The following is a 13,054-nucleotide window of genomic DNA, read 5'->3' on the forward strand; positions in this document are numbered from 1 at the left end:
TCCTGATATTTACCGATGGTGAGTGTCGCCAGCCGGTCGCTGAAAGTGGCGGACCTGAATCTGGAAACCATTACGTAAACCTACATAGAGGCTTTCCCCGGGAACGAGTCCCGCAGCGGTGGCCCAACGGGCCAGATCGTCCTGTTCAAAACCCAACCAGAGATCACCGCAGGCCTCCCTGGCCCAATTCTGGTTGTGGCTGCATAAATCCGTCACCAGCAGGCTACCGCCGGGGTGCAGTAACCCGGCCATTTGCTTGAGGGCCTCGGCGGGCGCGGCGAAATGATGCAGGACCATATTCAGCACCACGCAGTCGGCCCGCAGGCGGGTGTCGTTCAAGGCATCGGCCAATTGCAGATCGACGTTGCTCAAGGCCTCGCGCTCGCAGAGCTGGCGCGCCAGTTCCAGCATTGCCGGGCTGTTGTCCAATGCCGTGACCTGCTGGAAGCGGCGCGCCAGTTCCGGCAGAAAACCGCCGTCGCCGGGGCCGACTTCCAGCGCCGTGGCCTCTTCACTGAAGCTCAGCTTGTCCAACAACGCCAGCACGCTGTCGCGGTATTGCGGCAAGCCGGCGATCAAATCCTGCTGGGCGCGAAACTTCTCGGCGACTCGTGCGAAAAAGTCCTGGCTGGCCGCAGCACGTTGTCCATGCACCTGGCCGATACGTGCCTGTACGTCGTTGGGCAGGCTCAGGTTATCCACTTCATCCAACAGGGCCGCGTGCAGCTTGCCGCCGAGCAGGTCGGTGTGGGGCAGGGCGCGGCGGTAGAAAATCGCATTACCTTCGCGGCGAGTGGCCACCAGGTCGGCCTGGGACAGCACTTTCAAATGGTGGCTCATGCCCGACTGGCCGATGGCGAAAATCCGCGCCAGCTCCAACACGCCAAAAGAGTCATTGGCCAATGCCCGCAAAACGTTCAGGCGCAAGGGGTCGCCGGCGGCCTTGCACAAGGCGGCCAGCTCTTCACCATCGTCGGAACGCAGGGAGGATGCGGGTAGGTTCATAAGGCCAGCAGTCTAGTGGTGGGACAGGGCGGTCGCAAGGTCAATATCAAAAAGTTTTGATATTGATCGATAAGTGGCGGTTATAAGCAGTCGCTATAGCCTTTCGGCGAACAGGTGAAAGGTTTGCGCAGACGATTGCCGTGCAAACCACAGGAAAAACCGCTTCAAGTGACTATCTGTCATTGCCCGCAGGCGGTGGCTGAGGGAAAATGCCGGTCCTTTTTTCCGTTTCTTTCCCTATCCGCAGGAGAACAGCGATGCCCAGCCGTCGTGAGCGTGCCAACGCCATTCGTGCCCTCAGCATGGATGCCGTGCAAAAAGCCAACAGCGGCCATCCCGGTGCCCCGATGGGCATGGCGGATATCGCCGAAGTGCTTTGGCGTGACTACCTGAAACACAACCCGAGCAACCCATCGTTCGCCGACCGTGACCGCTTCGTGCTGTCCAACGGCCACGGCTCGATGCTGATCTATTCGCTGCTGCACCTGACCGGCTACGACGTCACCATCGACGACCTCAAAAGCTTCCGCCAGCTGCACAGCCGCACCCCGGGCCACCCGGAATTCGGCTACACCCCAGGCGTCGAGACCACCACCGGTCCCCTGGGCCAGGGCCTGGCCAATGCCGTGGGCTTCGCCCTGGCTGAAAAAGTCCTGGGCGCGCAGTTCAACCGCCCCGGCCACGACATCGTCGATCACCACACCTATGTGTTCCTGGGTGATGGCTGCATGATGGAAGGCATTTCCCACGAAGTTGCGTCCCTGGCCGGCACCCTGGGCCTGGGCAAGCTGATCGCCTTCTACGATGACAACGGCATCTCCATCGACGGTGAAGTCGAAGGCTGGTTTACCGATGACACCCCGAAGCGTTTCGAAGCCTACAACTGGCAGGTGATCCGCAACGTCGACGGTCACGACCCGGAAGAGATCAAGACCGCCATCGACACCGCCCGCAAGAGCGCGCAGCCGACCCTGATCTGCTGCAAGACCACCATCGGCTTCGGTTCGCCGAACAAGCAAGGCAAGGAAGACTGCCACGGCGCCCCATTGGGTGACGCGGAAATCGCCCTGACCCGTGAAGCGTTGAAGTGGAACCACGGCCCGTTCGAAATCCCGGCCGACATCTACGCCGAATGGGATGCCAAGGAAAAAGGCCTGGCCACCGAAGCCGAGTGGGACCAGCGCTTCGCTGCCTACTCCGCCGAATTCCCGGAACTGGCCAACGAACTGGTTCGCCGCCTGGCCGGCGACCTGCCTGCCGACTTCTCGGAAAAAGCCTCGGCCTATATCGCCGAAGTCGCGGCCAAGGGCGAAACCATCGCCAGCCGTAAAGCCAGCCAGAACACCCTGAACGCCTTTGGCCCGCTGTTGCCTGAGTTCCTCGGCGGTTCGGCCGACCTGGCCGGGTCCAACCTGACGCTGTGGAAAGGCTGCAAAGGTGTCACGGCCGAAGACGCCAGCGGCAACTACATGTACTACGGCGTGCGCGAGTTCGGCATGAGCGCGATCATGAACGGCGTGTCCCTGCACGGTGGCCTGGTGCCTTACGGCGCAACGTTCCTGATGTTCATGGAATACGCGCGCAATGCCGTGCGCATGGCCGCGCTGATGAAGAAGCGCGTGATCCATGTGTACACCCACGACTCCATCGGCCTGGGCGAAGACGGTCCGACGCACCAGCCGGTCGAGCAATTGACCAGCCTGCGTACCACGCCGAACCTGGATTGCTGGCGCCCAGCCGACGCGGTGGAATCCGCCGTGGCCTGGAAGCACGCCATCGAGCGCAAGGACGGCCCTTCGGCGCTGATCTTCTCGCGCCAGAACCTGCAGCACCAGGCGCGTACCGACGCGCAGATCGCCGACATCAGCCGTGGCGGTTATGTGCTCAAGGACTGCGTGGGCGAGCCGGAGCTGATCCTGATCTCCACCGGTTCCGAAGTGGGCCTGACCGTTCAGGCTTACGACAAGCTGACTGAGCAGGGCCGCAATGTGCGCGTTGTATCCATGCCGTGCACCAGCGTGTTCGAAGCCCAGGACGCCGGCTACAAGCAATCGGTGCTGCCGTTGCAGGTCAGCGCGCGTATCGCCATCGAAGCGGCGCACGCCGACTACTGGTACAAGTACGTGGGCCTGGAAGGCCGCGTGATCGGCATGACCACCTACGGTGAGTCGGCGCCGGCGCCAGCCTTGTTCGAAGAGTTCGGCTTCACCCTGGAAAACATCCTGGGTCAGGCTGAAGAGCTGCTGGAAGACTAAGCCAGTCTGCGTTGTCTGTACTGGCGCTATCGCGGGCAAGCCCGCTCCCACATTTGGATCGCGGTCTGATGTGGGAGGGGGCTTGCCCGCGATGGCGTCAGAACGTTCAACACCGAACTAACCTTGACCGAGAACCCCATGCCCGAACTGCGTCCCTACAAAGTTGCACTCAACGGCTACGGCCGCATTGGTCGTTGCGTCTTGCGTGCTCTGTTCGAGCGAGGGGCGGCAGCCGGGTTTGAAATCGTTGCGATCAATGATCTGGCGGACATGGCCAGCATCGAATACCTGACACGCTTTGACTCCACCCATGGCCGATTCCCCGGCGAAGTGCGGGTCGACGGCGATTGTCTGCATATCAACGGCAACTGCGTGAAAGTGCTGCGCAGTGCCACCCCCGAGGGCATCGACTGGGCGGCGCTGGGCGTCGACCTGGTGTTGGAATGCTCCGGTGCTTATAACACCCGTGCCGATGGCCAGCGTTTTCTCGACGCCGGCGCGCCACGTGTGCTGTTTTCCCAGCCGATGGCCAGCGAGGCGGATGTCGACGCCACCATCGTCTATGGCATCAACCAGGATTGCCTGAGCGGCGATGAGCGGCTGGTGTCCAACGCCTCCTGCACCACCAACTGCAGCGTGCCGCTGTTGCGCCTGCTGGATCAGGCGATCGGCCTGGATTACGTGTCGATCACCACGATTCACTCGGCAATGAACGACCAGCCGGTGATCGACGCCTACCACCACGAAGACCTGCGTCGCACGCGTTCGGCGTTCCAGTCGGTGATTCCGGTGTCCACCGGCCTGGCCCGCGGCATCGAACGCTTGTTGCCGGAACTTGCCGGGCGAATTCAGGCCAAAGCCGTACGTGTGCCGACGGTGAACGTGTCCTGCCTGGACATCACCATGCAAACCGTCAGCGACACCGATGCCGTGGAGGTCAACCGGATCCTGCGCGACGCCGCCACTCGCGGCCCGCTCAAAGGCTTGCTGGCCTACACCGAATTGCCTCACGCCAGTTGCGATTTCAACCATGACCCGCATTCGGCGATTGTCGATGCCAGCCAGACCCGTGTTTCCGGCCCCAGGCTGGTGAATATCCTGGCCTGGTTCGACAACGAGTGGGGCTTTGCCAACCGAATGCTGGACGTTGCAGAACACTATCTGCAAGTGGCCTCCAAACAACCTCAACAGTAATTCAGGAACTGCGACCCATGACCGTGTTGAAGATGACCGACCTCGATCTGCAAGGTAAGCGCGTACTGATTCGCGAAGACCTCAACGTCCCCGTCAAGGACGGTGTTGTCACCAGCGATGCGCGAATCCTGGCCTCGCTGCCGACCATCAAGCTGGCCCTGGAAAAAGGCGCGGCCGTGATGGTCTGCTCCCACCTGGGTCGCCCGACCGAAGGTGAGTTCTCCGCCGAAAACAGCCTCAAGCCGGTAGCCGACTACCTGAGAAAGGCCCTGGGCCGTGACGTGCCGCTGGTGGCTGACTACTTGAATGGCGTGGACGTGAAGGCCGGCGACATCGTGCTGTTCGAAAACGTGCGCTTTAACAAAGGCGAGAAAAAGAACAGCGACGAACTGGCCCAGCAATATGCTGGCCTGTGCGATGTGTTCGTGATGGACGCATTCGGCACCGCTCACCGCGCCGAAGGTTCGACCCACGGCGTGGCCAAGTTCGCCAAGGTCGCTGCTGCCGGCCCACTGCTGGCTGCTGAACTGGACGCGCTGGGCAAGGCCCTGGGCGCGCCGGCACAGCCGATGGCGGCCATCGTCGCCGGCTCCAAGGTGTCGACCAAGCTTGACGTGCTCAACAGCCTCAGCCAGATCTGCAACCAACTGATCGTCGGCGGCGGTATTGCCAACACGTTCCTGGCTGCCGCCGGTCATCCGGTGGGCAAGTCGCTGTACGAGCCGGACCTGCTCGACACCGCCCGTGCCATCGCCGCCAAAGTCAGCGTGCCGTTGCCGGTGGATGTGGTGGTGGCCAAGGAATTCGCCGAAAGCGCCGAAGCCACCGTCAAGCTGATCGCTGATGTGGCTGCCGACGACATGATCCTGGATATCGGCCCGCAGACTGCGGCCAATTTCGCTGAACTGTTGAAAGCGTCGCAGACCATTCTGTGGAACGGCCCGGTCGGCGTGTTCGAATTCGACCAATTCGGCAACGGCACCAAAGTGCTGGCCAAGGCCATCGCCGACAGCTCGGCATTCTCCATCGCCGGCGGCGGCGACACCCTGGCGGCCATCGACAAATATGGCGTGGCCGAGCAGATCTCCTACATTTCTACCGGTGGTGGCGCTTTCCTCGAATTCGTCGAAGGTAAAGTGCTGCCGGCCGTGGAAGTGCTGGAAAGCCGAGCCAAAGGCTGAAACGCGTGATCCGGAAAAGGAGCATTCCCATGATCAAGTCATTGGCACTGGTGTTCGCGGCGGGCCTGTTGGGCGGGTGCGGCAGCGCGCCCACTGCGGCATCGGCGCCCGAACAGCCTGCGGCGCAGCAGAAACAGAGCTGCTACCAGGCTGACTGGCAGGCCGAAACCATGCCGGTGATCAACAAGCGCATCGGCAACGAGCGGCTGGAGAAATACGACTCCGCGCCCAACGGTCAGGAACAGGGTTGCCCTTGACGGGTCTGATCAACTAACCGACAGCAGTCGCGGCCCTTGGGTCGCGTTCGAGGATTGGCAATGAAAGGCGTTTTCGCCCTGGCGGCACTGGCTCTGTTGGCGGGTTGCAGCAGCATGAACATGTTCAATAAGGCAGAACCTGCCGATAAGTGGACCACCTGGACCTGCGACAGCAAGGCCGAGGTCAACTGGCGCTTTGCCAATGCGGCCCGCAGCGAGGTGGATGTGCGCCTCGGCGGCTCGGACCAGGTCTACCGCCTTAAACAGGACGTTGCCGCGTCGGGCGTGCTGTACAGCAACGACCAGTTGGCGTTTCACACAAAAGGTGAGGAAGGCTTGGTTTACTGGGTCGCCACCGACGATTTGATCGGGCGTGGCTGCAAGGCCCAATAAGATTTCAAATTTGGTGAGATCCAAATGTGGGAGGGAGCTTGCCCCCGATAGCGGTGGATCAGTCAACAGATTCATCACTGACAGGCAGTCATCGGGGGCAAGCCCCCTCCCACACTTGCAATAACGATTCAGCAGGCCAGGCATGTAAAACATGGCCCGCAATAACTTGAATAGCAGTCGCCGCTACGGCAGGCTTGCACGATTAACGACCCTCGACCGGGAGAGACAACACAATGGCACTTATCAGCATGCGTCAAATGCTGGACCACGCAGCCGAGTTCGGCTATGGCGTCCCAGCCTTTAACGTCAACAACCTCGAGCAGATGCGCGCCATCATGGAAGCCGCTGACAAGACCGACTCCCCCGTGATCGTCCAGGCTTCGGCCGGTGCGCGCAAATACGCCGGTGCCCCGTTCCTGCGTCACCTGATCCTCGCCGCTATCGAAGAGTTCCCACACATCCCGGTGTGCATGCACCAGGACCACGGCACCAGCCCTGACGTGTGCCAGCGCTCCATTCAACTGGGCTTCAGTTCGGTGATGATGGACGGCTCTCTCGGCGAAGACGGCAAGACTCCGACCGACTACGAATACAACGTCCGCGTCACCCAACAAACCGTGGCCATGGCCCACGCCTGCGGCGTTTCGGTTGAAGGCGAGCTGGGCTGCCTGGGTTCCCTGGAAACCGGCATGGCCGGTGAAGAAGACGGCATCGGTGCCGAGGGCGTGCTGGATCACAGCCAGATGCTGACCGACCCGGAAGAGGCTGCCGACTTTGTGAAGAAAACCCAGGTGGACGCCCTGGCCATCGCCATCGGCACCAGCCACGGCGCCTACAAGTTCACCAAGCCACCGACCGGCGACGTACTGGCCATCGACCGCATCAAGGAAATCCACAAGCGCATCCCCAACACCCACCTGGTGATGCACGGTTCGTCCTCGGTACCGCAAGAATGGCTGGCGATCATCAACCAGTACGGCGGCGACATCAAGGAAACCTACGGCGTACCGGTTGAAGAAATCGTCGAAGGCATCAAGTACGGCGTGCGTAAGGTCAACATCGACACCGACCTGCGCCTGGCGTCCACCGGTGCCATGCGCCGCCTGATGGCCACCAACCCAAGCGAATTCGACCCACGCAAATTCTTCGGCGCCACCGTGACCGCCATGCGTGACGTGTGTATCGCTCGTTATGAAGCATTCGGCACGGCCGGCAATGCATCGAAGATCAAGCCGATCTCGTTGGAGGCGATGTACCAGCGTTATTTGAAAGGTGAGTTGAACGCTAAGGTGAACTAAGCCTCAGGCGTTACAAAAGAAGCCCGCAGCGATGCGGGCTTTTTTATGCTGTGAACGTGCGATGCGGTCAAAATGTGGGAGGAGGCTGGCGCCCTATTTCGGTGTGGCCGTCACCCGCTAAGTGAATGAGGCGGCGCTCACTCATGATCAATATCCAGCTTGTCGAACGTCACCTTCGCGCCTTCCTTGCTGTCCCCGCTGTTGTCCTGCACATAGGCGCCGGCCTTGAAGTACAGCGGTTTGGCGCCCCATGCCGCGCCGATGCGCTCGTTCCATTCGCCATCGGCGGCATACACGCTGAGTAATCCGGCCTTGTTGAGGTTGATTACGTAGGTGAAGCTCTTGTCCAACGGCACGTTGGAGGCGACGGTGATCACGCGGCTTTCGTCCTCATCCGGGCGCATGCGCACTTTGGCGACGATGTTGCCGGTCTGGGTCTTTTCCTTGAATTGGTACTCGAGCTTGATCAGCGGTTTCTGGCTGTCATACGCGTGAATCTGGCCAATGACGATCTTGCCGCTGGAGGGCACCTGGTTGACGGCCAGGGTGGCGCGCAGAAAATTGTCGGCGTCGGGGTAGGTCCAGTTGCGCAAGCGGCCGTCGGCGTAGGTTTCGCGCAATTCGCTGCGGGGGTAGATCGCGTTCTCGGTGCGCGTGCCGGTGACGGGTGTCCAGAATTGCACGTTGCTGCCTTCGGCCTGGAAGTATTGGTCCTTGAAGCCGCTAAGCAGTTTAGGCGTGTCGATGGTCGCGGGGGGCGAGCCGACGGGAATGCTCAGGTTCCAAGTGGAGAGGTCAATCATGGCGTAGGCCTTTTACAGAAGGGTGTAGGCTATGGCCCTCAGGGCCAGTCAGGTTCTTTATAGGTGCTGTGCAGCGGATTGTTAAACAATTGCTGGCAATTTATTGGCGCCAAATGAATGCCAAAAAGCCATGTTGCCCATGAACCGTGGGTTGCAGGCACTGACCGTTAGTCGGCTTCCTGAAAATTGGCGCAATGATGGCACCGAGGTTACTTCTGCTTTTCCAGAACCGGGGCTAGAGTGAGGCCTCAGTGTTTGTCCGGGTTTTCTCTCAGAAATGACCGGAGCAGCGATCTAAGGAAGAGACGTAGCATGGAATGCGCTCCACACCACGGCGATGGCAGTTCGGTTCTTCTGGTGGTCGACGACTACCCGGAAAACCTGATCAGCATGCGTGCGCTTTTGCAGCGTGAGGATTGGCACGTGGTAACCGCCGCTTCCGGTGTGGAAGCCCTGGAGTTGCTGCTGCAGCACGATGTCGACCTGGTATTGCTGGACGTGATGATGCCGGGCATGGATGGCTTTGAAGTCGCCCGCCTGATGCGCGGCAGCCAGCGCACCCGCATGACCCCGATCATCTTTCTGAGCGCCAACGCCCAATCGCCCGCCGCCGTGCTGGAAGGCTACGCCAGTGGCGCCATCGATTACCTGTTCAAGCCGTTCGACCCGCATATTCTCAAGCCCAAGGTCCAGGCACTGCTGGAGCACCAGCGTAATCGCCGCGCCTTGCAGCGCCTGAGCCATGACTTGGAGTCGGCTCGCGCGTTCAACGCCTCGGTGCTCGACAACGCCGCCGAAGGCATCCTGGTGGTGGGCGAAGAAGGCGTGATCCAGTACGCCAATCCGGCCATTTCGCGCTTACTCAATGCGACGCTCAACGAATTGCAGGGCCAGACGTTCCTGAGCTTTTTGCAAAAGCCCCACGTGCCCAACTGGTTGGATTCGCAGATGTACGCCGGTTATCGCACCGGCCAGACCTGGCGCCTGCACGACGCCATGCTGCGCACCGGCCGCGGGCAGCAGGTGCCCGTGGCGTTGTCCTGCGCCCCATTGCCGTCCGAGCAGAAGGCTATGGTGGTGACCGTGCTGGATATGTCTGAAGTGCGCCACCTGCACCAGCAACTGGAGTTCCAGGCCGTTACCGACCCGCTCACCGGCCTGCTCAACCGTCGTGGGTTCTACCAGGCCGTGGAAAGCACCCTGTCGCGCAGCGAGCGCGTCGAGCAATCTCTGGTGCTGCTGTACCTGGACCTCGACGGCTTCAAGCGGGTCAACGACTCCCTGGGCCATGACGCGGGCGACCGGGTACTGCGCTGGGTATCGGAACAACTGCAAGGTTGCCTGCGTTCCTACGACATTGTCGGACGCATGGGCGGCGATGAATTTACCGCATTGCTGGAGCTGGACTTCCCTGAGCAGGCGGCGAAAATTTCGGAAAAACTGATCGAACGGGTGTCAGTCTGCCAACAGGTCGACGGTTTGGATGTGATGCTCGGCGTGAGTATTGGTATCGCCACGTTTCCTGACTGCGGCTCGGATTTGAATGGTCTGCTGCGCGCCGCTGATATTGCGATGTACGAAGCCAAGCGCGCCGGGCGTCAGCAATATCGCTATTTCGACCAGGAAATGAACGGCCGGGCTCGCTCGCGGCTGATGCTTGAAGACAGCGTGCGCACGGCCATTGAAAACAAAGAATTCATCCTGGTCTACCAACCGCAGGTGTCGTTGGAGGACGGGCGTCTGCGCGGCGTCGAGGCGTTGTTGCGTTGGCAGCACCCAAGTGTCGGCGACGTGCCGCCGGGGCTTTTCCTGCCGCTGCTGGAAGAGGCGCGGCTGATCAGCCAATTGAGCATCTGGATCTACCAGCAGGTCGCCGCACAGCGCCAGGCCTGGCACACCACCTTCGACGAGGAGCTGGTGCTGAGTGTGAGTCTGAGCAGCAGCCAGTTCAATATGCCCAACCTGGCCAACCAACTGCAGCAGATGCTGGAGCGCTACGGCTTGCAAGGGCGGCAGTTGGAGGTGGAAATCGGCGAGGACTGCCTGATGAGTAACCGCGAGGAGGCCATCAAACAGCTTAAGTTGCTGCGCCGCATTGGTGTGCGTATCGCCCTGGATGACTTTGGTTCCGGCCAGTGTTCCCTGGCGCACCTGCGTGATCTGGAATTCGACACCTTGAAGCTCGACCCCAAATTGGTGGCGCGTCTGCCGGGCTCGGCACGGGACGCGGCAATGGCGCGCAGCATTATCGAATTGTGCGGGCATTTCGAGGTGCTGGTGGTGGCCGAAGGTGTGGAAACCCAGGAGCAGGCCCAATGGCTCAAAGCCCAGGGCTGCACGTTTATCCAGGGGCCATGGGCGGCGCAGCCGTTGATAGCCGAGGATGTCGCCGACTGGTCCCGCACCCGCGCACGTTGAATTGGTACACTGGCGCCCTTCAAATCTTGTTGCAGACCCTCATGACCGCGCTGAAATACCTCCAGGCCTACCCGGTTGCACTACAGGAGCAAGTGCGTCAGATGATCGCCACTGACCAGTTGGGCAATTATCTGGAGCAGCGTTATCCCGAGCGCCACGCGGTGCAGAGCGACAAGGCCTTGTACGCCTACGCGCTGGCCTTGAAGCAGGAACACCTGCGCAACGCGCCGGCCATCGACAAGGTCCTGTTCGATAACCGCCTGGACCTGACCCACCGCGCCCTCGGCCTGCACACCACGATTTCAAGGGTGCAGGGCGGCAACCTCAAGGCCAAGAAAGAAATCCGCATCGCCGCCTTGTTCAAAGAGGCCGCACCGGAATTTCTGCGCATGATCGTGGTGCATGAACTGGCGCACTTCAAAGAATCGGACCACAACAAGGCGTTCTATAAACTCTGCCAATACATGATGCCGGACTACCATCAGGTGGAATTCGACCTGCGGGTCTACCTCACGTATCGCGACCTGCTGGGCAAACCCTGACCGCACAAGGCCAATGACCATGGATGTGAGCAAGACCAAAAGCAGTTTCTACCGTCGCCTCTACGTCGCCTACCTGATCGACAGCGGCCAGGCCAGCAACGTACCGGCGCTGACCGACGCGACCGGCATGCCCCGGCGCACGGCCCAGGACACGATAGCGGCGCTCGCCGACCTGGATATTGTGTGTGAGTTCGAGCAGGAGGATGGCGCGCGTAACCATGCCGGGTGCTATCGGATTCGTAACTGGGGCGCGATTGATCGGCGCTGGATCGAGGCCAACCTGGCGTCGATCAAGCGCGTGCTGGGTTATCCCTGAGGGCTTTCTCCGGTGCGCCGCATGCCGATATGAGGAATGTCGTCCTCCAGGTATTGCTCTCCCGCCACCACGAACCCGTACCGCCCGTAGTAACCCTGTAAGTGCGCCTGGGCTGACAGAAAGATCGGGGTTTCAGGCCAGATATCGTCAATCTGCTTAAGGGTTTCTTCCATCATCCGATGGCCTAACCCGGTGCGTCGCGCCAGTGGGGCGATAATCACTCGGCCGATTACCACATCGCCGCCCTGGGACTCCGGGTCCAGCAGGCGCAGGTAGGCCACCAGCTTATCGTCCCGCCAGCCCATCAGGTGGTAGGTGTCACCGCTCAGGTCCTGGTCATCGATGTCCTGGTAGACGCATTTCTGCTCAACCACGAACACTTCGTTACGCAACCGCAGGATGGCGTAAAGCTGCTCCTTGCCCAGGTCATTGTGGTGCTTGCAGACCCAATCAACAGTCATGGTGTGTTCTCGCTCGAATGTCTGTGCTTGATAGTAAGCGCGGCGGGCGGCTCTGTCTAAATGGTCTATTGTTGAGGGTGAGGTCAATTAGCCACTATTGAGTGCGTGCCCCAGCCGTTTCTTTGTGTAATCTGAGCTACTGTTAACACCTCAGGTCTTGCCTGAGCTAAGCCCGCCAAGGATTTTGAGCATGCCGCGATTGTCTCGTGCCGTTGCTTTAATTGGAGTGTTGCTGCTGGCTCAACCGGCGTTTGCACAGCGTCTGCGCCTGGTCGCGGACGCCTGGCCACCCTTTACCGATGCCACGCTGATCAACGGCGGACTGGCCACCGACATCGTCACCACCGCCCTGGCCCGCGCGGGGTATGCCAGTGATTTCGAACAGGTGCCCTGGGCGCGTGCGTTGATGGGCATAGGCGATGGGCGTTATGACGTGCTGATCAATGCCTGGTACGACGAGGCGCGTACACAGATGGGAGAATTCTCCAACGAATACCTGCTCAACCGCGTGCGCTTCATCAAGCGCCGCGACGACCCCATCGATTACCAGACGCTTGAGCAACTGCATGACGAACCCATCGCGGTGGTGCGCGGTTATGCCTACTCCGCGGCGTTCGACGGGGACACGCAGTTGCAGAAAGTGCCGGTGCATAACTTCGCCATGGCCGTGCGCATGCTGGCGGCGCAGCGAGTGCGGCTGACGGTGGAGGACGAGTATGTCGCGCGCTATTACCTGGCCCGTGAATCACCCCGGGTGCGCAATGCCATAGAGTTCCTGCCCAAGCCGCTGACTGAAAACAGCCTGCACATTCTGGTCAGCCTCAAGCACCCCGAACATGCACAGATCGTAGCGGGCTTTGACCGGGAGATAGCCAGAATGAAGGCCGATGGCAGTTACGAGCGATTGATGAAGGCCCATGGCATGTAAGGC

General features: G+C 60.7%; 13 protein-coding genes. 10 read left to right on the plus strand and 3 right to left on the minus strand.

Annotation, left to right across the window (positions count from 1 at the left end; genetic code table 11):
• Positions 1-9 precede the first annotated feature (9 nt).
• Complete coding sequence (locus tag OSC50_RS00725) at positions 10-1,005, minus strand: ArsR/SmtB family transcription factor (protein WP_181080678.1); 996 nt, start codon at positions 1,003-1,005, stop codon at positions 10-12.
• A 257-nt stretch (positions 1,006-1,262) separates the two neighbouring features.
• On the opposite strand from OSC50_RS00725, the gene tkt reads away from it, so the two are divergent.
• From tkt to fba, 6 genes are all read left to right on the plus strand, one after another.
• On the plus strand, positions 1,263-3,260 hold the full coding sequence (tkt, locus tag OSC50_RS00730; protein WP_181080679.1) for a transketolase: 1,998 nt from the start codon (positions 1,263-1,265) through the stop codon (positions 3,258-3,260).
• A 138-nt stretch (positions 3,261-3,398) separates the two neighbouring features.
• Entirely contained in the window at positions 3,399-4,454 is a 1,056-nt protein-coding gene (gene epd / locus OSC50_RS00735) for an erythrose-4-phosphate dehydrogenase (protein ID WP_181080680.1), read from the plus strand.
• Positions 4,455-4,471: 17 nt separating this feature from the next.
• Positions 4,472-5,635: a phosphoglycerate kinase gene (locus OSC50_RS00740; protein ID WP_266247215.1), complete on the plus strand. Its 1,164-nt coding sequence runs from the start codon at positions 4,472-4,474 to the stop codon at positions 5,633-5,635.
• A 29-nt stretch (positions 5,636-5,664) separates the two neighbouring features.
• A complete protein-coding gene (locus tag OSC50_RS00745) occupies positions 5,665-5,892 on the plus strand; it encodes a hypothetical protein (protein ID WP_266247213.1) in 228 nt (75 codons plus the stop codon).
• A gap of 60 nt (positions 5,893-5,952) precedes the next feature.
• Positions 5,953-6,285 (plus strand): MliC family protein, encoded by a 333-nt coding sequence (locus OSC50_RS00750; protein WP_181080683.1) that lies wholly within the window; start codon positions 5,953-5,955, stop codon positions 6,283-6,285.
• 233 nt (positions 6,286-6,518) lie between these two features.
• Positions 6,519-7,583 (plus strand): class II fructose-bisphosphate aldolase, encoded by a 1,065-nt coding sequence (fba, locus tag OSC50_RS00755; protein ID WP_003177554.1) that lies wholly within the window; start codon positions 6,519-6,521, stop codon positions 7,581-7,583.
• Positions 7,584-7,720: 137 nt separating this feature from the next.
• On the opposite strand, the gene OSC50_RS00760 is transcribed toward fba, so the two are convergent.
• Positions 7,721-8,386, minus strand: coding sequence for a polysaccharide lyase family 7 protein (locus OSC50_RS00760; protein WP_181080686.1), 666 nt, complete (start codon positions 8,384-8,386; stop codon positions 7,721-7,723).
• Positions 8,387-8,698: 312 nt separating this feature from the next.
• Between OSC50_RS00760 and OSC50_RS00765 the strand changes: the two genes are divergently transcribed.
• From OSC50_RS00765 to OSC50_RS00775, 3 genes are read left to right on the plus strand one after another with little or no spacing between them, the layout of a single operon-like run.
• Positions 8,699-10,804: a putative bifunctional diguanylate cyclase/phosphodiesterase gene (locus OSC50_RS00765; RefSeq protein WP_266247210.1), complete on the plus strand. Its 2,106-nt coding sequence runs from the start codon at positions 8,699-8,701 to the stop codon at positions 10,802-10,804.
• 41 nt (positions 10,805-10,845) lie between these two features.
• On the plus strand, positions 10,846-11,346 hold the full coding sequence (locus OSC50_RS00770) for a M48 metallopeptidase family protein (protein WP_181080688.1): 501 nt from the start codon (positions 10,846-10,848) through the stop codon (positions 11,344-11,346).
• Positions 11,347-11,365: 19 nt separating this feature from the next.
• Positions 11,366-11,662, plus strand: coding sequence for a winged helix-turn-helix domain-containing protein (locus OSC50_RS00775; RefSeq protein ID WP_181080689.1), 297 nt, complete (start codon positions 11,366-11,368; stop codon positions 11,660-11,662).
• Here the strand turns inward: OSC50_RS00775 and OSC50_RS00780 are convergent.
• A complete protein-coding gene (locus tag OSC50_RS00780) occupies positions 11,653-12,123 on the minus strand; it encodes a GNAT family N-acetyltransferase (protein ID WP_253509672.1) in 471 nt (156 codons plus the stop codon). The genes OSC50_RS00775 and OSC50_RS00780 overlap by 10 nt on opposite strands.
• 190 nt (positions 12,124-12,313) lie before the next feature.
• Here OSC50_RS00780 and OSC50_RS00785 point away from each other — a divergent pair, with 190 nt between their 5' ends.
• Complete coding sequence (locus OSC50_RS00785; RefSeq protein WP_253509671.1) at positions 12,314-13,051, plus strand: substrate-binding periplasmic protein; 738 nt, start codon at positions 12,314-12,316, stop codon at positions 13,049-13,051.
• Positions 13,052-13,054: the final 3 nt, after the last annotated feature.

The sequence above is a fragment of the Pseudomonas quebecensis genome, assembly GCF_026410085.1.
GTDB lineage: Bacteria > Pseudomonadota > Gammaproteobacteria > Pseudomonadales > Pseudomonadaceae > Aquipseudomonas > Aquipseudomonas quebecensis.